Source organism: Marinobacterium sp. YM272 (genome assembly GCF_050908845.1).
GTDB lineage: Bacteria > Pseudomonadota > Gammaproteobacteria > Pseudomonadales > Balneatricaceae > Marinobacterium_D.
In genome coordinates, this window is record NZ_CP194171.1 from 1,548,021 (window position 1) to 1,569,463 (window position 21,443).

The window sequence follows — 21,443 nt, forward strand, 5'->3', positions numbered from 1 at the left end:
CTCTCAGGCCAGTTCGGTGACGGCGTCACTATCGGTTCGCTGAGTAGACTCTTCCATCGCGCGGATCGCCCAGAGCACCCGCTCGGGTGTGGCCGGTGCGTCGATGGCCGGGCTGACCCGGTAGTCGGCGACACTGGCGATCGCATCCTTGATGGCGCAGTACACGGAGATACCCAGCATGAACGGCGGCTCGCCCACCGCCTTGGAGTGGTAGACGGTGTCCTCGGCGTTTTTGCGGTTCTCCACCAGCCGCACGCGGAAGTCGATCGGCATATCGGTCACCGCCGGGATCTTGTAGCTGGCCGGGCCCGAGGTCATTAGCCGGCCCTGGTCGTTCCAGACCAGCTCTTCCGAGGTGAGCCAGCCGGCGCCCTGGACGAAGGCGCCTTCGACCTGGCCGATATCGATGGCCGGGTTCAGGGAGGCGCCCACGTCGTGAAGGATGTCGGCGCGAAGGATCTTGTATTCTCCGGTCAGGGTATCGACCACCACCTCGCTGCAGGCCACGCCGTAGGCGAAGTAGTAGAACGGCCGGCCGCGGGCGTTGTCGCGGTCGTAGTAGATCTTCGGCGTGCGGTAAAAACCGGTGCTCGACAGCGAGATCTGGTTGAAGTACGCCAGCTGGATAAACTCGGCAAACGGCAGTACCTCGTCGCGGACCACCACGTGGTTGTTGCGGAACTCCACATCCTCTTCGGTCACATTGAAGTGGCGGGCGGCGAACTCGACCAGGCGCTGCTTGATGGTGCGGGCAGCGTTCTGGGCCGCTTTACCGTTCAGGTCGGCACCGGACGAGGCTGCGGTGGGCGAGGTGTTCGGGACCTTGTCGGTGTTGGTGGCGGTGATCTGGATGGTATCGAAGTCCACCTGGAACTCTTCGGCGACGACCTGGGCCACCTTGGTGTTCAGCCCCTGACCCATCTCGGTACCGCCGTGGTTCAGGTGGATACTGCCGTCGGTGTAGATATGGATCAGCGCGCCGGCCTGGTTGAGATGGGTGGCGGTAAAGGAGATGCCGAACTTCACCGGCGTCAGTGCCAGACCCTTTTTCAGGATCGGGCTCTTGCGGTTGTACTCGCGGATCGCCTGGCGACGGGCCTGGTAATCGCAGCTTTGCTCCAGGTCGTCGATCATCTCCGGCAGGGCGTTGTCCTCTACTTTCTGGAAGTAGTGGGTGGTGTCGCGGCCCTCGCCACCGTAAAGGTTGTGCTTGCGCACCTCCAGCGGATCCTTGCCCAGGCGGCGGGCGATATCATCGAGAATAATCTCCGGCATGATCAGCCCCTGGGGGCCGCCGAAACCGCGGTAGGCGGTGTTGGAGGCCAGGTTGGTCTTGCAGCGGTAACCGGTAATGGTGGCATCGCCGAGATAGTAGCCGTTATCGCTGTGGAACATGGCGCGGTCGACGATGGAGTTGGACAGGTCCGGTGAGTAACCGCAGTTGCCGGCCAGTTTCATCTCGCAGCCGGTGATGCGGCCGTTGTCGTCAAAGCCCACCTCATACTGGTTGAAGAAGGGGTGGCGCTTGCCGGTCATCATCATGTCTTCCATGCGCGGCAGGCGCATCTTCGCCGGTCGGCGGGTGAGGTGAGCGACAACCGCGGCGAGGCAGGCGGGCATCGCCGCCTGGGTTTCTTTGCCGCCGAAGCCGCCGCCCATGCGGCGCATGTCGATCTGCACGTTATTGAACGAGACGCCCAGTACCTCGGCCACCAGCTTCTGGATCTCGGTGGGGTTCTGGCTGGAGGTAAACACGATCATGCCGCCATCTTCGGTGGGCACCACCGAGGAGATCTGGGTCTCCAGGTAGAAATGCTCCTGGCCGCCGATATGCACACTGGCCGAAGTGCGGTGCTTGGCCGATGCCAGGGCAGTCGTGGAATCGCCGCGCTTATGGGTGTGCGGTTCGGTGACGAACCTTTCCTGCTCCAGCGCCTGCTCGACAGAGAGCACCGGTTCGAGCTCTTCGTACTCGACGATGGCCGCCATGGCCGCCTTGCGGGCGGTTTCCAGATCGTTGGCGGCCACCGCCAGTACCGGCTGGCCGAAGTACTCGACAACGCCGTCTGCCAGCAGCGGATCACCCGGCGCCACGGCGCCGATATCGAGCTGGCCCGGCACATCCCGGGCGGTGATGGCGATGGCAACACCGGGGAAGTTGTAGCAGGGGCTCACATCCAATTTGGTGATGCGGGCGTGCGCCTTCTCCGACATACGGGCGTAAACGTGCAGCTGGTTGGGAAACTCCAGGCGGTCGTCGACGTAGATCGCTTCGCCGCTGACCTGCTTGGCCGCGCTTTCATGTTTGACGCTGCGGCCCACGCCGGTGACCAGGCTCTGCTTGGTCAGCTCCAGCATTTCGGCGTAGGTTTTTTTGTTCTTGTTGTGATTAGACATATGCGGTCACCCGTGTTTCCAGTTCTGGGGATTCAAGCTCGACAAAGTACCGGGTCAGCAGGTTGACGGCGGTCATCTGCCGGTACTCGCGCGAGGCGCGGAAATCGGAGATCGGCGCGAAGTCCAGCGCCAGTGCCTGCCTGGCCTTGTCGATGGTGTCGCGATTCCATGCAGAGCCGGTCAGCGCCTGTTCGCACAGGCTGGCGCGCTTCGGAATGGCAGCCATGCCGCCGAAAGCGATCTTTGCCGATTCGACGCGGCCCTCCCGGATCACGAGGTTGAAGCAGCCGAGCACCGCGGAGATGTCGTCATCGATCCGCTTGGAGATCTTGTAGCTGCGGAACTCGCCGTTAGCGGCCGCTCTCGGCACGATCACCTTCTCGATAAACTCGCCCGGCTGCTGGGCGGTGACCTTGTAGTCGATAAAATAATCCTGCAGATCAAGGGTCCGGGTCTGCTCGCCCTTGCGCAGGACAAGCTTTGCACCCAGCGCAATCAGGGCGGGCGGTGAGTCACCAATCGGAGAGGCATTACCGATATTGCCGCCCAGGGTGCCCTGGTTGCGGATCTGCAGGGAGGCGAACCTGTGGAGCAGGGCGCCGAAATCGGGATAGTCCTGGCTCAGGGCCTGGTAGCAGTCGGTCAGCGGGGCGGCAGCGCCCAGTTCGATCTGCTCATCGAGCACACGGACCTGTTTCATCTCGGCGATATCGCCGACGTAAATAAGTGTGGGGAGCTCGCGGTGGAACTGGGTAACCTCCAGCGCCAGATCGGTACCACCGGCGACCAGGCGGGCATCCGGGTGCTGTTCCAGCAGGCTAGCGAGCTCCGACAGCGAGGCCGGGTTGAAGGCAGTCTTGTTGCCGTCGCTCAGTTCGACCTGGGCCTGTGGCTGGATCTCGCGCAAGCGGGCGACAGTGGCGGCCTGTTCGGTATCGAAGCTGTCGGGCGTGACCTCTTCGTACATCTTTTCGGTGGCCTCGACTATGGGGCGGTAGCCGGTGCAGCGGCAGAGATTGCCGGCCAGCGCCTCGTGGATCTCCTCTTTCTCCGGCTGTCCCACGTTTTTGCCGAGCGCAAACATCGACATGACGATGCCGGGTGTGCAGAAGCCGCACTGGCTGCCGTGGCAGTCCACCATCGCCTGCTGGGCAGGGTGCAGGCGGTCTCCCTGTTTCAGGTCTTCCACCGTGATCAGCTGTTTGCCGTTCAGGGCGGAGACGAAGGTCAGGCAGGAGTTGACGCTTTTATAGCGGATGCGGTCGCCGTCCAGCTCGCCCAGCACAACGGTACAGGCGCCGCAGTCACCCGAGGCGCAGCCCTCCTTGGTGCCGGTTTTGCGGGCCTGGGTGCGCAGGTAGTTCAGCACCGTCATATTGGGGTCGAGCTGTTCTTCGACCCGCAGCGCTTTGTTGAGTAAGAACCTGATCAAGGAGGGCCTCCTTTTCTTATGTTTATTGCGGAGCCGTGTTGTTGCGGGGCTCGTTGGGTTTGGCTCGATTAAAGTAAAAGCTGACTCATGAGTCAACTTTAAAATTGACCTTTGAGTCAGCTATCTGCCTTTGTTTGCCATTAAAAAAAATGCCATCGGTGTTTTCTGTGGATAAATCACAGGTTTATTTAATTTCTGGCGGGAAATAGTTCTGATTTAGTGCCTTGAAGTGTGTTTCGTATACTTTTTTTCATGGTGGTTTGTGTACACGATTGGTGCCGGTAATGCCTGGGTTTTGCCCAGGTTTACGCAGCAGGCGTCTCGCTTTTACGGTTTCTGTGCCACATCCCCGTGTTGGGCAAACCGGCCCTGCTAATTTGTTATTGATTGAAAAATAAGTGCTTTTTTTGGGGGTGTGCCGGAAGGAGCGTCGGCTTTCATATAGTGAATACAACTATGGGTGTAAATTGTGGACAATACCTGGCCGGTCGATTAGGTTTTAACCCTGCGGGTTGAAAGCCTGCTTGCAACGCTTGTGACTGTCTCGTCGTGAAAGCGCTCCTCCGTGAAAGCGCTCAACCGTGGAGGCGCTTCAGCCTGAATACGGCGAGAGAAAGACCAAAAAAAATAACTAGGGTATTTTCACAATGGCAAAGCACGACTCTACGATCGATCTGGTCTTCGGGCTGGATGACAAACCACGCTTCTCGGTATCGGTGTTCGCTGCGCTCCAGCATGTGCTGGCGAGCTTTATCGGTATCATTACCCCAACCCTGATCGTCGGCGGCGTACTGGGGTTAGGCAGTGAAGTGCCCTACCTGGTCAGCATGGCGCTGATCGTCTCCGGTATCGGCACCTTTATCCAGGCGCGCCAGATCGGACCGGTCGGCTCCGGGCTGTTATGTGTGCAGGGCACCAGCTTTGCATTTCTCAGCTCCATTCTGGCTGCGGGCTTTATCGTCAAAGGCAATGGCGGCGGGCCGGAGGAGATACTCTCGACCATCTTCGGAGTCTGCTTCCTGGCCGCATTTGTCGAGATCTTCCTCAGCCGCTTTATCAATAAGCTGCGCCGGGTGATCACGCCGGTGGTCACCGGTACCATCATCACCCTGATCGGTCTCTCCCTGATCAAGGTATCGATGACCGATATCGCAGGCGGCTTTAACGCCCCGGATATGGGCGCTCCGGTCAACCTGGGTCTTGCCGGCCTGGTGCTGATCACCATCGTCATTTTCAACCGTTTTCAGATCCATATGCTGCGCCTGAGCGCGGTGATCATCGGTCTGACCCTGGGGTTCGTGGCCGCCTGGTCGATCGGCAAGGTGGATTTCAGCGGCTTGAGCGAGCTGTCCCTGATTGCGATTCCGGTGCCGTTTAAATACGGCTTCAGCTTCGACTTCGCCGCCTTCCTGCCGATTGCGATTATCTACGTGATTACCGCGCTGGAAACCACCGGTGACCTGACCGCCAACAGCATGGTCTCCAAGCAGCCGGTGGACGGTCCCGTCTATATCAAGCGCATCAAGGCCGGCGTATTGGCTGACGGCGTGAACTCTGCCATCGCTTCTACTCTGAACAGCCTGCCGATGACCACCTTCAGCCAGAACAACGGTGTGATTCAGCTGACCGGCGTGGCCAGCCGCCACGTGGCGATCTTCATTGCCGCCATCCTCGCGCTGCTGGGTCTGTTCCCGATTATCGGCGGTGTGCTGCAGCAGATGCCCAAGCCGGTGCTGGGCGGTGCCACGCTGATCATGTTCGGTACCGTGGCGATGGCGGGGATCAAGATCATTGCTGAAGCGGGTCTGAATCGTCGCAATATGCTGATCTGCGCGATCTCCATCGGTATGGGACTGGGGGTTGCCGGCGTGCCTGAAGTGCTCTCCGCCATGCCGCAGGATCTGAAGAACATTATCGGCTCGCCGCTGACCATCGGTGCGCTGTCCGCGATCATTCTCAACTTTGTGCTGCCGCATGACCTGGATGCAGCGCCGGAAGCAGCTGCGGAAACGACCGAGGCACAAAGCGACGTTGCGCACGAGAGCTCCCGCACGCTCTCCAGCTCTGCGGTATCCAGCCCGGCAAACAGCTAATCAAACCTAAGTGAAAAATTGGAGTAACCGAGTGAACGCATCCCGACGTATCTGGATTAAAACGCCGCTGGCGACCCTGGATGAGGCATCTGCCGGTGGTGTGGTGATAGAAGGGCAGCGCATCGTCGAGGCGCTGGCCGCGGGCGAGGTGCCGGCCGCGTCGGTCGATGAACAGTTCGATGCCCGTGAACACGTGATGTTGCCGGGGCTGATCAACAGCCACCACCACTTTTACCAGACGCTGACGCGGGCCTTTCCGGCAGCGTTGAACAAGTCCCTGTTCAGCTGGCTGAAAAGCCTCTACCCGGTATGGGCGAAACTCGGCGAGGAGATGGTCGAGGTGTCGACCCAGGTGGCACTGGCGGAGCTGCTGCTCTCCGGTTGCACCACGGCGAGCGATCATCACTACCTGTTTCCGCAGGGGCTGGAAAATGCCATCGATATCCAGATGGCGCAGGCAGAAAAAATGGGCATGCGTGTGCACCTGACGCGCGGCTCCATGAGCCTGGGCGAAGAGGACGGCGGTCTGCCCCCGCAGAGCACGGTGCAGGATGAAGACGCCATTATGGCCGACAGCGAGCGGTTGATTGCGCGCTACCATCAGGCCGAACCCGGTGCCATGAGCCGGGTAGCGCTGGCACCCTGTTCGCCGTTCTCTGTCAGTGAAAGTCTGATGAAAGCCAGTGCGAAGCTGGCGGAAAAACACGATGTGCGCCTGCACACCCATCTGGCCGAGACCCATGACGAGACCGCCTTCTGCGAAAAGATGTTCGGTCTGCGCCCGCTCGACTACCTGGAAAAGGTTGGCTGGCTCAGCGACCGGGTCTGGCTGGCCCACGGCATCCACTTCAACGACGACGAGATCCGTCGTCTGGGTGCGGCCGGTACCGGTATCGGTCACTGCCCATCATCCAACATGCTGCTGGCCTCCGGCCTCTGCCCGACGCTGGATCTGGAGCGTGCCGGCAGTCCGGTGGGATTGGGTGTGGACGGCTCCGCGTCCAACGATGGCTCCAACATGATTCAGGAGGTGCGCCAGGCGTTCCTGCTCGGTCGACTGCGCTACGACGCCTCTGAAATAACCCACCAGAAAGTGCTCTCCTGGGCCACCGAAGGCTCGGCACGCTGCCTCGGTCGCGACGATCTGGGCGCTCTGAAGGTTGGCATGCAGGCGGATATCGCCCTGTTCAAGCTGGATGAGCTGCGCTTTGCCGGTGCCGGCGATCCACTGGCGGCGCTGGTGTTGTGCGGTGCCCATCAGGCGGATCGGGTCATGGTGGCCGGACAGTGGCGGGTCACGGACGGCGCCATCGACGGCTTTGATCTCAAGGCGTTGATCGAGCGCCAGAAGAACCTGGCGCGGAAACTGGCTGCCTGATGAGCCCTCCGGGCCGTTGGCAATGGGAGTGCCCCTCGCACTCTTAGCCTGACGCAATTCCCTAAGAAAATTTTCAGCGATGCTGGCCCGTAGCGGGCCGGCAGGGCTGAACTCATCTGTTCTTCAAAAAACGCATCTGAAAATAAAAACAAAGGATGAAAACTACGATGAAAATAAAAACAACAGCCGCCTGTATTCTGACCGGTGCCATGCTGTCCGCGCCGGCTTCTGCCGAGCAGCTCTGGAGCTCGTTCAGCCTGAGCTACCTGAACGGCAGCGAGTACGAAGTGGGCGACGATGACCGCCAGGTGGTAACCGTCGAGCACGCCAGCGGCCATAGCTGGGGCGATAACTTCTTCTTCCTCGACCGTCTGAAATCATCCAACGGCTACACCGAAAACTACATGGAGCTGTCGCCGCGTCTGAGCCTGGGAAGTCTCACGGGTGGGGACCTGTCCTTTGGACCCGTGAAGGATCTGCTGCTGGCAGGTACCTGGGAGAGCGGCGAGGGGTTTGATAACTACCTCGGTGGTGTCGGCGTCAGCCTGGATCTGCCCGGTTTCCGTTACTTCAACGCCAACGTCTACCAGGTTAACAACGAAAATAAAGAAGACGATCAGCAGCTGACCCTGACCTGGGGCCTGCCGTTCGAGCTGGGCCGTGCCGAATTCCTTTATGACGGTTTCCTCGACTGGTCTACGGCAGAGTCGGACCATGCCGCGGAGATGAACTTCACCTCTCAGCTCAAGTGGAACGCCGGCAAGCTGTTCGGTGCCAAGGCGCCGGTCTATGTCGGTGTTGAATACGCCCACTGGAACAACAAGTTCGGTATCAAGGGTGTTGATGAGCGCAACCCCTCGCTGCTGCTGAAGTGGCACTTCTGAACGGATCAGATCGACAGCGCCGGCCCGGCTTCCCCTTTCAGTCCGTGCCGGTGTGAGTTTCCCCAGCGCCCTCTGGATGTAGTCACCGGTTGGCGCTGTTTTTTATTCGTTTGGCCTATTCATGTGGCGTTCTGCCAAGTTTGTGGGAGCTAACAGGTGACCGCAGAGTATCAATTATGCCGCGCACTTCTGCTCGGACTCAGCCAGATCATGCTGCATTCAAATGTCCTGACGGGGCTGTTTTTTCTCGCCGCGATCGCGCTGAACTCGGTGCCGATGTGCCTGGGTGCCATTGGCGGGAGCCTTGTCGCTTATGTTGTTGCATCGGTGTCGGGTGCCAAAAGAGAACATCTCGATCAGGGGCTGTACGGCTATAACGGCGCTCTGGTGGGGCTGGCCTGCACGCTGTACTGGCCCGTTGGCACTGAACTGCTGATTATTCTTGGGCTGGCAGCTTCGCTCAGCACCCTGTTGATGAGGCTCCTGATCGACCGGCTTGGCTGCCCGGTCTACACGGCACCCTTTATTCTTACTGTCTGGCTGGTGACTGCGGTTGTAGGCGTAGAACCTGTGCCGGCGGTGGAGGTTAGCCGCACAGGGTGGGATAACCTGCTGCTTGGGTTCGGACAGGTGCTGTTCCTGGATCAGCCGCTCTCATGTCTGCTGATTATGGTCGGTATCGGGATCGCCTCCGTCCGTGCGCTCTGTTGTGCAGCTGTTGCCATAGTGCTCAGCAGCGGTTTTGCTTTTCTTATCGGCGCGTCCGGGGACTCGGTTTTTAGCGGCCTTTATGCCTATAACGCGGTACTGGTCGCCATGGCGCTTCCGGCGCGGAGCGAGCAGGGCGCGCTACTGCTTTTCGCCGCGATTCTGTTAAGCGTTGTCCTGACCGGGTGGCTGCAGCAAAGCGGTTTGCCGGTGCTGACCGCGCCCTTTGTGCTGGCCTGTTGGCTGGTGTTGCCGCTATGGCATCGTCTTGAGCATCTATACCGGACCAGGACTCTCCCCGCAGCCGGGGGAGTAGCCGAGGGTCCCGCCACTACTGCTTGAAGCCCTGGGGGGTTATGCCGGTCCAGCTTTTGAATGCCCGGGAGAATGACGCCGTTTCGGTGAAGCCGAGCCGGTGGGCGATATCGGCAATGGGGATGTGGCGCAGCGACAGCAGGTGGATCGCGGTGTCACGTCGGGCCAGGCTTTTGATCTCCTGGAACGAGGTGTTCTCGTCGCTGAGCTTGCGGCGCAGGGTGCGTGAATTGATACCGAGGCTGGCGGCAATATCGTCGATCTGCAGGTTCAGAAACTCATTTTCAGGCATCAGTGCATCGAGCACGCGGCGGGTGTAGGTGGGGTAATAGCTCTGGCGCTTGAACCAGTCCAGAGGCGCGCGGACCAGGTGCTTTCTCAGCGTTTCCGGGGTTTGTACCACCGGCAGAGAGAGCAGCTCTGCTGAAAAGATCAGGCGGTTGGTGTCGCAGTCATACTCGATATCGCAGGGAAAAAGCAGGCGATACTCCTTCGCATGGCGCGGTTTGGGAAAGGCCAGCTCCACCCGGATTAACGGTAGGCGCTGACCGGCCAGCCAGGCGGGAAATCGGTGCCAGAGCAGCAGCAGGAAATCCACCAGCATATGATCCCTGTCCTCGGCAGGCTCCTTGAGTGACATGCTCAGGCTGGCTTGGTCATCCTCCATATCAAAGCTCAGCGAGATGCTGTCGGTCACCAGGTTATAAAACCGGGTGAGGTGGCGGTAGACCCCGCGCAGGTTGCCGCAATAGACAGCCTGCTTGGCCATTAATGTGAAAATTCCATGTCGACAGCATCCCGGTGACATCCCCAGAAACTCGTCATCCTCCAGTCTCCAGGCAGCCTGCATCAGGCGGGCAAGCTGCTCAGGCGTGATCCGCATCTCCTCCGATGCCAGCAGATTTGGATTGATCGATGCCTCCCGTAGCAGCTGGAGCCTGTCGTAGCCGCGTTGCTCTGCGGCAGACACCACCGCTTTGGCATAGTGGATGGAAATGGTCTGTTTCTCGAAGCTCATGGGCTGTTCCGGGGCGAGTAATCGATGCTGAGTCCCTATTCTAAGTCTCCTGTCCGAAAATGCTAAATTATCGGCTTCATCGAACATTGGATAACGACCGCTGAGTTGGAAAACTAGCCCGACACAAACGAGGCGTAAGCGCGCTTACCCCGAAGAGGAGGTTTTTCATGTTCAGCGGTGATTCGTTAACGCTATTGCGAAGTGATGCAGTACCGGGCCTGGTCGAACTGGTGATTGACCGCAAAGGGAGCTCGGTGAACTCGATCGGTAGTGCTTTCCTTAGCGAGTTGAGCGATGTCTGTGATCTGCTGGAAAATGAGCCGGGTATCCAGGGACTGCTGATCAGGAGTGCCAAACCCACCTTTGTCGCCGGCGCCGATGTGTTTGAATTCCCCGCATTGTTTGAAGGCGATTCCACTCTGTTTCAGCGCAGGATGGAGCAGGCGCATCAGCTGTTCAATCGGCTGGAAGCGCTGCCGTTCCCGACCGTCTCTGCCATCAACGGGCTGGCGCTTGGTGGCGGTCTGGAACTGGCGCTGACCAGCGATGCACGCGTTATCGACCAATCCGCCAAGGTTGGCTTCCCGGAAGTGACCCTGGGCCTCTGTCCTGGCTGGGGTGGCACTGTGCGCGCAAGCCGCATGGCCGGTGTCGAAGCAGCCCTGGAACTGATGATCAGTGGCAAACCGGTAAATGCCGAAAAGGCGATGGTACTGGGTCTGGCTGACGAGTCGGTGCCGAGTGATAGGCTGCGTGACGCCTCCCTGGCGCTGCTCAAGCGCATGATCGACGGCGAAATTAACTATCCTGTGCTGCGTGACAGGAAGCAGCAGCCGGTGGCCAGCGCTGATCTCGAGACCCTGAAATCCACCTTTGCGAAGAGCCTTAACCCGAACTATCCCGCCGCCGGCGAGATTATCGAGCTGGTTGCAGGACATGCGTCACTGACCTTTGATGCCGCACTGGCGGCGGAAAGGGACAGCTTCCTGCGCCTCGGCGCCACCACCAGCACCCAGAGCCTCGTTGGCCTGTTCATCAACGGCCAGCGCGTCAAACAGGCGTCAAAAGCAGCAGCACTCAAGGCTGTGCCTGTTAAAGAAACCGCGGTGCTTGGCGCCGGCATCATGGGCGGCGGTATCGCCTACCAGTCGGCTGTTAGCGGTACGCCGGTGATCCTGAAGGATATCCGCCAGGAGTCGCTCGACCTGGGCATGAGCACCGCCAGCAAGGTGCTGGATAAACTGATCAAGAGAGGCCGCATGGATCAGGCCGGCAAGAACGATTGCCTGGGGCTGATCCAGCCTACACTGGCGTTCGAGGGTTTCGAGCGTGTCGGTCTGGTGGTGGAGGCGGTGGTTGAGAACGAGGCGGTAAAGCGCGCTGTGCTTGCCGAGACCGAAGCCAAACTGTCGCCGGATGCGATCCTCACCTCCAACACCTCGACTATTTCGATCTCTGCCCTGGCGGGCGCATTGACGCGGCCGCAGAACTTCTGCGGCATGCACTTCTTCAACCCGGTACCGATGATGCCGCTGGTCGAAGTGATTCGCGGTGAGCAGAGTAGTGAAACTGCCATTGCGACGGCGGTGGACTGCGCGGTCAAAATGGGCAAGACCCCGATCGTCGTTAACGACTGCCCGGGCTTCCTGGTTAACCGAGTGCTCTTCCCCTACTTCAACGCATTCAACCGCCTGCTGCACGACGGCGTCGACTTCCAGCGTATCGATCGGGTGATGGAGGCGTTCGGTTGGCCCATGGGGCCGGCTTATCTGGCTGACGTGATCGGGCTCGACACCATGGTGCACGCGGATCAGGTACTGCAGGCCGGCTACCCGGAGCGGATGGGGCATGAGAATCAGCCGATCATCGAGCGGCTGCTGGAGCAGGGCGCGCTGGGCCAGAAGAACGGACGTGGTTTCTACGACTACGCCGAGGGTCCGCACAACAAGCAGGCCAGCACCGAAGTGCTCGAACTGATCCGTGGACAGGTCAAACGCCAGGTTCAGCTGAGCGACCAGGAGATCGTCGATCGCATGATGATCCCGCTGTGCCTGGAGTCGTTCCTCTGCCTGGATGAGGGCGTTGTGGCCTCGCCCGCCGAGCTCGACATGGCGCTGATCCTGGGCCTTGGTTTCCCGAAATTCAGAGGCGGTGCGCTGCGCTACATCGACCACGTCGGTGCAGACGAGTTTGCCGCCCGAGTCGAGAAGTGGGGCGCTCAGGGTCCCCTGTACCGATTGCCGGAGAGCTTTCGCGCCCATTGTCGTGGCGCTAAGCGTTTCTTCTGATCCGAATCACCGATTGCCGCCAGAGGCGGCGCTGAAAAACGAGGTAAACAGAATGTCCGAGTATCTGCACCCTTACCGTGATGCCGCGTTTGTTTTGCGTGAACTGGTTGGATTTGACGCGCTCTGCGAAGCCGCCGGTCTCGATGAAATCAATGGCGAGCTGGCGGAAGCGATTCTTGAAGAAGCTGGGAAATTCGGTAGTGAAATCTGGGCACCGTTGAACGTGGTTGGCGACCAGAACGGCGCGACACTGGATGAAATTGGCGTTCGTGAGACCGAGGGCTTTGCCGAGGCTTACCAGGCATTTGTCGAAAGCGCCTGGCCGACGCTGACCTTCCCGGAAGCGTTCGGTGGTCAGGGACTGCCCAACGTGCTGGGTACCGCTGCCAACGAAATCTGGCAGTCCGCCAACATGGCGTTTGGTCTCTGCCCGATGCTGACCCAGGGCGCGGCGGAAGCGATTAATCACCATGGTAGCGAGGAGCTTAAGGCAACCTGGCTGCCGAAGCTGGTTTCCGGCGAGTGGACCGGCACCATGAACCTGACCGAGCCGGATGCCGGTTCGGATCTGGCTGCCATCAAGTCGAAGGCAGTGCCTGAAGGTGAGCATTACCGCATCACCGGCCAGAAGATCTTCATCACCTGGGGCGACCACCAGATGACCGATAACATCGTGCATCTCGTGCTGGCGCGCCTGCCGGATGCGCCGGCCGGTGTTAAAGGGATCTCCCTGTTCGTTGTGCCCAAGTTCCTGCTGGATGAAAACGGTGAGCCGGGTGAACGCAATGACGTGAGCTGCGTATCGATCGAGCACAAGCTCGGTATCCACGGCAGCCCGACCTGCACCATGAGCTTCGGCGATGACGGCGGTGCGATCGGTTACCTCGTCGGTGAGCCGCATCAGGGGCTGGCCTACATGTTCACCATGATGAACCACGCCCGTCAGGCCGTGGGCCTTCAGGGACTGGCGATCTCCGAGCGCTCCTACCAGCAGGCGGTTGCCTATGCCCGCGAGCGTACCCAGGGCACGCGCAGGGATGGCAGCAAGATCGCGATCATCGAGTTCCCGGACGTGCGCCGTATGCTGATGCAGATGCGTGCTTCCATCGAAGCGATGCGCGGCGTGGAGCTGCTGGCCGCTGCGGAAGCGGACCGGGTGTCAGCCTCTAAGGACGAGACAGCTGCTGCCCGGCATCAGGAGCGGGTTGAGCTGTTCACGCCGATTGTAAAAGGCTGGCTCACCGAGCTGGCGCAGGAGGTCACCTACCTGGGGGTTCAGGTTCACGGTGGCATGGGCTTTGTCGAGGAGTGTGGTGCCGCCCAGCATTATCGCGATGCCCGGATTCTGACCATCTACGAAGGCACCACCGGTATCCAGGCGCTGGACCTGGTGGGCCGCAAGATGCTGCGCAATAACGGCGTTGCCGTGACGGCACTGCTGGATGAGATCGGACAGAGTGTTGAGCAGCTGCGCACTGAGCCGAGTCTCGGTGAACTGGCGGAGCGTCTGGGCGCCGGGCTGGAAAATGCCCGTCAGGCCTGCGCCTGGCTGTTGGATAAGGGCAGTCAGTCGCCGAGCGCACCTGGAGCGGTCAGTGTGCCTTTCATGATGCAGATGGGTTACCTTTGTGGCGCCTGGGTATTGTCCCGCATGGCACAGAGCGCACAGCAGCAGCTGGCGGCAGGGGAGGGCGACAGCGACTTCCTCCGCGCCAAGGTGACGACCGCGCGGTTCTACTGTGAACATCTTCTGCCCCGGACGGAGGGGCTGCTGCAGACCGTAACCGGAGGCAGCGACAGCGTGATGGAACTACCGGAGTCCCAGTTCTAAGTGAACCGGGTTGCCCCTGAACAGAATCTCTAACGGTAGAGGCTTAAAACAATGAAAATACTCGTTAGCGTAAAACGCGTCATCGACTACAACGTCAAGGTACGCGTCAAGGCCGATAACTCCGACGTGGATCTGGCCAACGTCAAAATGGCACTCAACCCGTTCTGCGAGATCGCGGTTGAAGAAGCGATCCGCCTGAAAGAGGCCGGTGTGGCCTCCGAGGTCATCGTGGTTTCCATCGGCCCGAAAGCGGTACAGGAACAGCTGCGTACCGCCATGGCCCTGGGTGCCGACCGTGCCATCCAGGTTGAGACCGATGACTTGCCCGAGCCGCTGAACGTGGCCAAGCTACTGGCCAAGGTGGTTGAAGCGGAAGAGCCGGGCCTTGTGATCCTCGGCAAGCAGTCCATCGATTCCGACAACAACCAGGTGGGCCAGATGCTGGCAGCCCTGACCGGTCGTCCCCAGGGTACCTTCGCCTCTGAAGTGAAAATCAACGGCGATAAGGCTCAGGTGACCCGCGAAGTGGATGGCGGTCTGCGTACCGTTTCCCTGGACCTGCCGGCCATCGTCACCACCGACCTGCGCCTCAACGAGCCGCGCTACGCCAAGCTGCCGGACATCATGAAAGCCAAGCGCAAGCCGCTGGATGTGAAGACCCCGGCGGACCTGGGTGTCGAGCTCAAGCAGCATATCTCTCAGCTGAAGGTGGAAACACCGGCCCAGCGTGAAGCGGGTATCAAGGTGGACAGCGTGGATGCGCTGATCGATAAGCTGAAGAACGAAGCCAAGGTCATTTAAGGAGGCTGGGATGAGCATTTTACTGATTGCTGAACACGACAACAGCGCACTCAACCCGGCGACCCTGAGTGCAGTCACCGCCGCCAGTCAGATCGGTGGCGACATTACCCTTCTGGTGGCAGGCAACGGCTGCCAGGCCGTGGCCGATGAAGCCGCCAAGGTTGCAGGTGTATCCAAGGTCCTGCTGGCCGATAACGCCGCTTACGAGAAAGGCCTGGCGGAAAACCTCAGCGCCCTGATCGTGGAACTGGCCTCCGGCTACAGCCACATCGTTGCAGCGGCCAGCAGCACCAGCAAAGACACTATGCCGCGCGTCGCTGCCCTGCTCGACGTGGGCCAGCTCAGCGAGATTATCGCCGTTGAGTCTGCCGATACCTTCAAGCGTCCGATCTACGCCGGTAACGCTATCGCCACCGTGCAGTCCCAGGACGCGGTCAAGGTGATCACCGTACGTACCTCGGCATTCGACAAGGCCGCCGCCGAAGGTGGCAGTGCCGGCGTTGAAGCCGTGGGCACCGCCTGCGATGCCGGTACCTCCAGCTTTGTCAGCGAAGAGATGGTCAAATCCGACCGTCCGGATCTGGCGGCCGCAGGCGTGGTGATCTCTGGTGGTCGCGGTATGGGCAACGGTGAAAACTTCGCCCTGCTGGAAAAAGTGGCCGACAAGCTCGGCGCCGCCATCGGTGCCTCTCGTGCCGCGGTGGATGCCGGCTTTGTCAGCAACGATCTGCAGGTCGGTCAGACCGGCAAGATCGTTGCCCCTGAGCTGTACATCGCCGTGGGTATCTCCGGTGCGATCCAGCACCTGGCCGGCATGAAAGAGTCCAAGGTGATCGTGGCGATCAACAAGGATGAGGAAGCGCCGATCTTCCAGGTGGCCGATTACGGTCTGGTAGGTGATCTGTTTGAGATCCTGCCGGAGCTGGAAGCGAAGCTATAAGCTTCTCTGGCTGAAAGTGCCGGTGTCTCTCCTGATGGCTGGTTGCCACCGGAGACGCAGGTTTCGCCTGCAGGCGAGTTAAGGGACTTGTACGGCTTTCGTTACCAAGTAAGTCCCTTAACAATCCCAAGCCGCCCCTGCAGTTGGGTCGGCTGCGCCGACTGCCCTGTGCTTCTCAGCTGAAAGCGCGGGACCGGAAACTCGGCTACGCCTCAAACAGCCGGTCCCTTCATCGCTTTCAGCCTGCGATGCTCGGCTGCACTGAAGGGGATTTGACCCCGCCCTCTGAGTCCTTAATCCGCTTTTGTGTGAGAAGGGGCTCGTCAGGCTAGCATCAAAAAAATAGAAGCGCCGGATACGAAAAGTGCGCTGGAAATAACAAAGAGGTTTATATGCGCGAATCCATGGAATTTGATGTAGTTATCGTCGGTGCCGGCCCTGCCGGGCTCTCTGCCGCCTGCCGCCTGATGCAGCAGGCTCAGGAAGCGGAACAGGAGCTTACCGTCTGTGTCGTCGAGAAAGGCTCCGAGGTGGGTGCCCATATTCTCTCCGGCGCTGTCATCGAATCCCGCGCCATGGATGAACTCTTCCCGGATTGGCAGGACGCTCCTGAAGAGAGTCGTGCACCGCTGAATACTCCGGTGGTCTCCGATGAGCTTTACCTACTGAAAAGCGATACGGCAGCGAAAAAACTGCCCAACGCACTGATTCCCAAGACCATGCACAACACCGGGCATGGCCTTAACAATTACGTGGTCAGCCTCGGTAATGTCTGCCGCTGGCTGGCGGAACAGGCGGAAGGCCTGGGCGTGGAAATTTTTCCCGGCTTTGCCGCCGCTGAAATCCTGTTTAACGACGATGGTTCCGTGAAGGGTATCGCCACCGGCGATATGGGCATTACTGCTGAAGGCGAGCAGGGCCCGAACTACATGGAAGGGATGGAGCTGCACGCCAAGTACACCCTGTTTGCCGAAGGCTGCCGTGGTCATCTCGGCAAGCAGCTGATCGAGCAATTCAAGCTCGATAACGAAGCCGATGCCCAGCATTACGGTATCGGTATCAAGGAACTCTGGGATATCGATCCCGCCAAGCACCAGCCGGGTCTGGTGGTGCATGGCTCAGGTTGGCCGCTTGAAGGTGATACAACCGGAGGTTTCTTCCTCTACCACCTGGAGAACAACCAGGCGGTGGTCGGCCTGATCGTCGATCTGAACTACACCAACCCCTGGCTCAGCCCGTTCGACGAGTTCCAGCGCCTGAAGCACCACCCGGTGCTGGCCGAACACCTGGAAGGCGGCAACCGCGTGGCCTATGGCGCCCGCGCCATCACCAAGGGCGGTTTCAACGCCCTGCCGAAAATGACTTTCCCGGGCGGTCTGCTGATCGGCTGTAACGCCGGCACCCTGAACTTCAGCAAGATCAAGGGCACCCATACCGCGATGAAATCCGGCATGCTGGCGGCCGAAGCGGTGTTCGAGGCGATCACGGCCGGTGATGAAGGCGGCAAAGAACTCGGCAGCTTCAGCGCCAAGTTCAAAGACAGCTGGGCCTACGACGAGCTGTTCCGTTCCCGTAACTTTGGCCCGGCGATGCACAAGTTCGGCCCGATCCTTGGCGGTGCGTTCAACTTTGTCGACCAGAATATCTTTGGTGGCAAACTGCCGATCACCCTGCACGATGACAAGCCGGACTATGCCCAGATGAAACCGGCGGACCAGTGCACCAAGATCGATTACCCCAAGCCGGATGGCAAGCTCAGCTTCGACAAGCTCTCCTCGGTGTTTATCTCCAACACCAACCACGAAGAGGATCAGCCCTGTCACCTGAAACTGAAAGACGCGAGTATCCCGGTCGCGCAGAACCTGCCAACCTACGCGGAACCGGCGCAGCGCTACTGCCCGGCCGGTGTCTACGAGGTGATAGAGGAGGAGTCAGGCCCGCGCTTCCAGATCAACTCACAGAACTGCGTGCACTGTAAAACCTGTGACATCAAGGACCCGGCGCAGAACATCACCTGGGTGGTACCCGAAGGCGCTGGCGGCCCCAACTATCCCAATATGTAACTGGCCGAATACATAACTGGCCAAATATATAACGGGCGCTTGCTTAAAAGGAGTAAGAGGCGGGGGCTTCCAGGTAAGCCCCTGAGACTGCGCCGACAAGTCGATGGACGTCAGGCTCTGACTAGATCGGCGCCGCGCTGTGCCCGGGACCTTCCGAGCTGCCTTTCAGCTGGCCAAGGATGGTGTGGGTGAGTCGGGCACTGTCGAACGGCTTATCCAGGCAGTCCTGCATACCTGTGGTCAGGCAGCGGTTGCGCAGTGCCTCGTCGCCATTGATGGTCAGGGCGACGATCGGAATTCTATCCCACTGGCGCTCACGGCGGATGTTCTCTGTGGCAGAGAAGCCATCCATGACCGGCATATCCAGGTCCATCAGGATAATATCCACAGGCTCCGGGTCGTCAGTGAAGAAGCGGTAGGCCTCCTCGCCGTTGCGTTTCCAGATAACCTGGGCGCCCTGGGTCTCAAGCAGCAGTGTCGCGACCGTGGCATTGACGCGGTTATCCTCCACCAGCAGCAGACGCACGCCGGCCAGCGGATCCTCAGCGGCCACCTGCTCGGTGAGGGTTGGAACCTCTTCGGCATCGGGCTCCGGCGGGGTAAGTGCCTGTGCGACCCTATCCTGCAGGATCGAGGGGACCAGAGGTTTTATCAGCTGTATCTCTTTGCTGTTTTCTTCCAGCGAAAGGCTGGATAAAGAGCGGTACTTGCGTGACAGGTATACACATACCGGGCGCTGGGTCTTTGGCAGAGAGTCAAAATACTCCAGCAGGCAGTGATCGCTTTTTACCAGGGTCGGCGAGTCGATCAGCACCAGGTCTATTTCAGGGGCTGTGTCGGACTCTTCCCGCTCCTGGTACAGGCTCAGTGCCGCGCGGCCCGAGCCCGCCTGGCTGGTGCTCCAGCCCAGCGTATGGCAGAAATTGGCAAGGATACGCCTGCTCACTTCCGACTTGCTGAGCAACAGGACTTCCGGTGACCGGGTCTCTTCGGCCGTCTGATCGGTCACCGCATCGGGTGTGGGCCGTTTGAGCTGAAGCGTGAAGTAGAAGCGGGCACCGAGGCCGTATTCACTTTTGAATGCCAGCTTGCCACCCATCATCTCAACCAGTTCGCGACTGATCGCCAGTCCCAGGCCGGAACCGCCAAAGCGTTTGCTGATCGATGCATCCGCCTGACGGAAGGCTTCGAATACGCGGTGCTGCTGATCCGGTGATATGCCGATGCCGGTATCCATCACCTCGAAATAGAGTGACACCTGGCCTTTGCTCTTTTTCTCGCAGTGGATCTTGATCACCACGCGCCCGTGCTCGGTAAACTTGACCGCGTTTTCGCCCAGGTTCAGCAGTACCTGTGACAGGCGGAACTCGTCCGCAATAAGCTGTTGCGGCACATCCGGATCGATATCGAACCAGATATCCAGTGGCTTGTCGCCCACCTGGGAAGAGAGCAGAGCCGCCAGTTTGCGCAGCAGGTTATCCAGCTCCATGGGGGCCATGTCCAGCTGCAGGTCGTTGCTCTCGATGCGGGAGTAATCAAGTATATCGTCGACGATCTGGGTCAGGTGGCGGGCCGACAGCAGAGCGTGGCGCACATTCTGCTGTGCCTCCGGGCTGGTCAGTTCGGACTCCAGCTGCTGCAGTGCGCCCATGAGGCCATCGATCGGAGTGCCGATTTCATGGCTCATATTGGCCAGAAAACGTGCCTTGCGACTGTTTTCCTGCTCGGATTTCAGCACCGAGCGGCTTAACTCTTCGGTTTTTTTGCGCAGCTCCAGTCTGGCCATCACCTGCTGCGCCAGGGTCTGGAGTGCCTTGCGCTGCTTCGCAGTGGTTTTCATCGGCGTCGGAGACATGACGCAAAGCGTGCCGATCACCAGTCCCTCGGGGGTGATCAGCGGTGCGCCGGCATAAAAGCGGATATGGGGCCGGTGTCTGACCAGCGGGTTATCGGCACAGCGGCTGTCGTTTGAGGCATCCTCGATCTCGAGGACGTCGCTCTGCAGGATGGTCTGGGTGCAGAATGAGTTGCTTCGCGGTGTCTGGAGTATCTCCAGGCCGACGCGGGATTTAAACCAGAGACGGTCGGTATCGATAAAGCTGATAAGCGCCACCGGCGTGCCGCATAGATAGGCGGCAAGCCGTGTCAGTTCACAGAATTCGGTGTCTGTCTCGAGAATACGGTAGCTGTTAAGCGCCTTTAACCGCTCTTTCTCGCATACAGATAGTGGCGCTGACCCCATCAGTTAACCTGCCCAATCAGTCAAAAAACGATACGCCAGCCGGTCTGGCCCATACAGATCCCGGTGGCAGTATTCTTACCCCGCCTATTGTAACGACTAATCTGCCCCAGGGGGTGGTCTCGATCAAGGAATAGCCAGCTCTTTTCGAGAGATAGTACCTGGCGAGGGGCTGAAAGCACCTGCTGCGGGTTAACTGCCCATTTGTCCATCGGTAAGCCCGTCGTTTGGGGACGACAGGGGCGACTCTCTGCTGTATCCGATATTGATCCGGTTTAACTGCGGTTATTTTTATAACCTTATGAATGTATTGGGGTTTTTCTTTGTTTGTGCGTTCGTTGGCTGTTTTGCTCCTGTCTGGCCCGGTTATTGCGAAATAGAGCTGGAGAGGCGGATAAACAGCGAATACGAAGAGTCGCGAAAGCGTCCGGGCTAACCGTCGGGAAGACGCAACACAGAATAAAGAGGAGGTTCCCATGAAAAAGGTCTTTCATCCCCTGTTGCTGGCTGGCGCGCTGCTGTCTTCGGTGGCGATACCCGTTTGGGCCGGGGAGGGGTTAGACGTCAACACCCAGAACCTGCCGGGTATTCAGATCGTCAGGGTTGAGAAAGTATCCGCGGCAGGTACGAAAATACTGATGCCGAACCTGGCGGAGAATCCGCAGCAGACCCCGGGTTTCCTGCTGGCGGCACCGGAGGCGCTGGAACTCTATAACCAGGCGCCGGAAGACCTGAAGGGCGAGCAGCTGTATGGCGCCGAGGGAAAGCTGCTGGGCAAGGTATCGGAGATCGTCAGCGACCGTATCAGCGGACGCATTTACGCGGTTGTCAGTCGGGGTGGCTTTCTGGGATTCGGCGCATCGAGCTATGCGGTACCGCTGGACAATCTGCGCCGGGGTGAGGGCGCGATGCATGCGGATATGACCGCTTCCCAGTTTGAAATGAGCAAGGAGTTTACCACTGATCGCTACATCAGGGTTCAGCCTGAGTCCCACCCCATCAGCGAGTTCTCCGCCTTCGAGACCAGCTTTAACTGATCCCTCTGATCCGCTGCTT

Annotated in this window: 14 protein-coding genes; 10 read left to right on the forward strand and 4 right to left on the reverse strand. The window is 59.6% G+C overall.

The annotated features are described in order from the left end of the window. Window positions 1-3: 3 nt before the first annotated feature. Both xdhB and xdhA read right to left on the reverse strand, forming a co-directional pair. A complete protein-coding gene (gene xdhB / locus ACQUQP_RS07155) occupies window positions 4-2,397 on the reverse strand; it encodes a xanthine dehydrogenase molybdopterin binding subunit (protein WP_432698112.1) in 2,394 nt (797 codons plus the stop codon). Then, window positions 2,390-3,829: a xanthine dehydrogenase small subunit gene (gene xdhA, locus ACQUQP_RS07160; protein ID WP_432698113.1), complete on the reverse strand. Its 1,440-nt coding sequence runs from the start codon at window positions 3,827-3,829 to the stop codon at window positions 2,390-2,392. The genes xdhB and xdhA overlap by 8 nt, the downstream gene beginning before the upstream one ends. A gap of 647 nt (window positions 3,830-4,476) precedes the next feature. Between xdhA and ACQUQP_RS07165 the strand changes: the two genes are divergently transcribed. The 4 genes from ACQUQP_RS07165 (at window position 4,477) to ACQUQP_RS07180 (ending at window position 9,234) form a co-directional block, all read left to right on the forward strand. After that, window positions 4,477-5,922 (forward strand): nucleobase:cation symporter-2 family protein, encoded by a 1,446-nt coding sequence (locus ACQUQP_RS07165; RefSeq protein ID WP_432698114.1) that lies wholly within the window; start codon window positions 4,477-4,479, stop codon window positions 5,920-5,922. 31 nt (window positions 5,923-5,953) lie between these two features. Beyond that, on the forward strand, window positions 5,954-7,300 hold the full coding sequence (locus ACQUQP_RS07170) for an 8-oxoguanine deaminase (RefSeq protein WP_432698115.1): 1,347 nt from the start codon (window positions 5,954-5,956) through the stop codon (window positions 7,298-7,300). A 167-nt stretch (window positions 7,301-7,467) separates the two neighbouring features. Further along, entirely contained in the window at window positions 7,468-8,184 is a 717-nt protein-coding gene (locus ACQUQP_RS07175; RefSeq protein ID WP_432698116.1) for an outer membrane protein OmpK, read from the forward strand. A gap of 210 nt (window positions 8,185-8,394) precedes the next feature. Further along, window positions 8,395-9,234, forward strand: a complete 840-nt coding sequence (locus ACQUQP_RS07180) for an urea transporter (RefSeq protein ID WP_432698117.1) — start codon at window positions 8,395-8,397, stop codon at window positions 9,232-9,234. On the opposite strand, the gene ACQUQP_RS07185 is transcribed toward ACQUQP_RS07180, so the two are convergent. Next, the gene (locus ACQUQP_RS07185) at window positions 9,224-10,225 is read right to left on the reverse strand and encodes an AraC family transcriptional regulator (RefSeq protein ID WP_432698118.1); all 1,002 of its coding nucleotides are present in this window, start codon (window positions 10,223-10,225) and stop codon (window positions 9,224-9,226) included. The genes ACQUQP_RS07180 and ACQUQP_RS07185 overlap by 11 nt on opposite strands. 167 nt (window positions 10,226-10,392) lie before the next feature. Here ACQUQP_RS07185 and fadB point away from each other — a divergent pair, with 167 nt between their 5' ends. From fadB to ACQUQP_RS07210, 5 genes are all read left to right on the forward strand, one after another. Then, window positions 10,393-12,513 carry a fatty acid oxidation complex subunit alpha FadB gene (gene fadB / locus ACQUQP_RS07190; RefSeq protein ID WP_432698119.1) on the forward strand — a complete coding sequence of 707 codons (2,121 nt, stop codon included), beginning with the start codon at window positions 10,393-10,395 and terminating at the stop codon, window positions 12,511-12,513. Window positions 12,514-12,565: 52 nt separating this feature from the next. Then, complete coding sequence (locus tag ACQUQP_RS07195) at window positions 12,566-14,344, forward strand: acyl-CoA dehydrogenase (protein ID WP_432698120.1); 1,779 nt, start codon at window positions 12,566-12,568, stop codon at window positions 14,342-14,344. 51 nt (window positions 14,345-14,395) lie between these two features. Then, complete coding sequence (locus tag ACQUQP_RS07200; protein ID WP_432695984.1) at window positions 14,396-15,145, forward strand: electron transfer flavoprotein subunit beta/FixA family protein; 750 nt, start codon at window positions 14,396-14,398, stop codon at window positions 15,143-15,145. Window positions 15,146-15,155: 10 nt separating this feature from the next. Continuing rightward, window positions 15,156-16,085 carry an electron transfer flavoprotein subunit alpha/FixB family protein gene (locus tag ACQUQP_RS07205; protein WP_432695985.1) on the forward strand — a complete coding sequence of 310 codons (930 nt, stop codon included), beginning with the start codon at window positions 15,156-15,158 and terminating at the stop codon, window positions 16,083-16,085. 392 nt (window positions 16,086-16,477) lie between these two features. Next, window positions 16,478-18,148 carry an electron transfer flavoprotein-ubiquinone oxidoreductase gene (locus tag ACQUQP_RS07210; protein WP_432698121.1) on the forward strand — a complete coding sequence of 557 codons (1,671 nt, stop codon included), beginning with the start codon at window positions 16,478-16,480 and terminating at the stop codon, window positions 18,146-18,148. A 121-nt stretch (window positions 18,149-18,269) separates the two neighbouring features. On the opposite strand, the gene ACQUQP_RS07215 is transcribed toward ACQUQP_RS07210, so the two are convergent. Continuing rightward, on the reverse strand, window positions 18,270-20,390 hold the full coding sequence (locus tag ACQUQP_RS07215) for an ATP-binding protein (RefSeq protein ID WP_432698122.1): 2,121 nt from the start codon (window positions 20,388-20,390) through the stop codon (window positions 18,270-18,272). Window positions 20,391-20,863: 473 nt separating this feature from the next. Here ACQUQP_RS07215 and ACQUQP_RS07220 point away from each other — a divergent pair, with 473 nt between their 5' ends. Beyond that, entirely contained in the window at window positions 20,864-21,424 is a 561-nt protein-coding gene (locus tag ACQUQP_RS07220; RefSeq protein ID WP_432698123.1) for a PRC-barrel domain-containing protein, read from the forward strand. Window positions 21,425-21,443: the final 19 nt, after the last annotated feature.

Coding starts and splice junctions, on each gene's coding strand:
- ACQUQP_RS07185 (WP_432698118.1), bottom strand. CDS start 10,225: ATGAGCTTCGAGAAACAGACCATTTCCATCCACTATGCCAAAGCGGTG.
- ACQUQP_RS07215 (WP_432698122.1), bottom strand. CDS start 20,390: ATGGGGTCAGCGCCACTATCTGTATGCGAGAAAGAGCGGTTAAAGGCG.
- ACQUQP_RS07180 (WP_432698117.1), top strand. CDS start 8,395: ATGCTGCATTCAAATGTCCTGACGGGGCTGTTTTTTCTCGCCGCGATC.
- ACQUQP_RS07165 (WP_432698114.1), top strand. CDS start 4,477: ATGGCAAAGCACGACTCTACGATCGATCTGGTCTTCGGGCTGGATGAC.
- ACQUQP_RS07200 (WP_432695984.1), top strand. CDS start 14,396: ATGAAAATACTCGTTAGCGTAAAACGCGTCATCGACTACAACGTCAAG.
- ACQUQP_RS07205 (WP_432695985.1), top strand. CDS start 15,156: ATGAGCATTTTACTGATTGCTGAACACGACAACAGCGCACTCAACCCG.
- ACQUQP_RS07195 (WP_432698120.1), top strand. CDS start 12,566: ATGTCCGAGTATCTGCACCCTTACCGTGATGCCGCGTTTGTTTTGCGT.
- ACQUQP_RS07175 (WP_432698116.1), top strand. CDS start 7,468: ATGAAAATAAAAACAACAGCCGCCTGTATTCTGACCGGTGCCATGCTG.
- fadB (WP_432698119.1), top strand. CDS start 10,393: ATGTTCAGCGGTGATTCGTTAACGCTATTGCGAAGTGATGCAGTACCG.
- ACQUQP_RS07210 (WP_432698121.1), top strand. CDS start 16,478: ATGCGCGAATCCATGGAATTTGATGTAGTTATCGTCGGTGCCGGCCCT.
- ACQUQP_RS07220 (WP_432698123.1), top strand. CDS start 20,864: ATGAAAAAGGTCTTTCATCCCCTGTTGCTGGCTGGCGCGCTGCTGTCT.
- xdhB (WP_432698112.1), bottom strand. CDS start 2,397: ATGTCTAATCACAACAAGAACAAAAAAACCTACGCCGAAATGCTGGAG.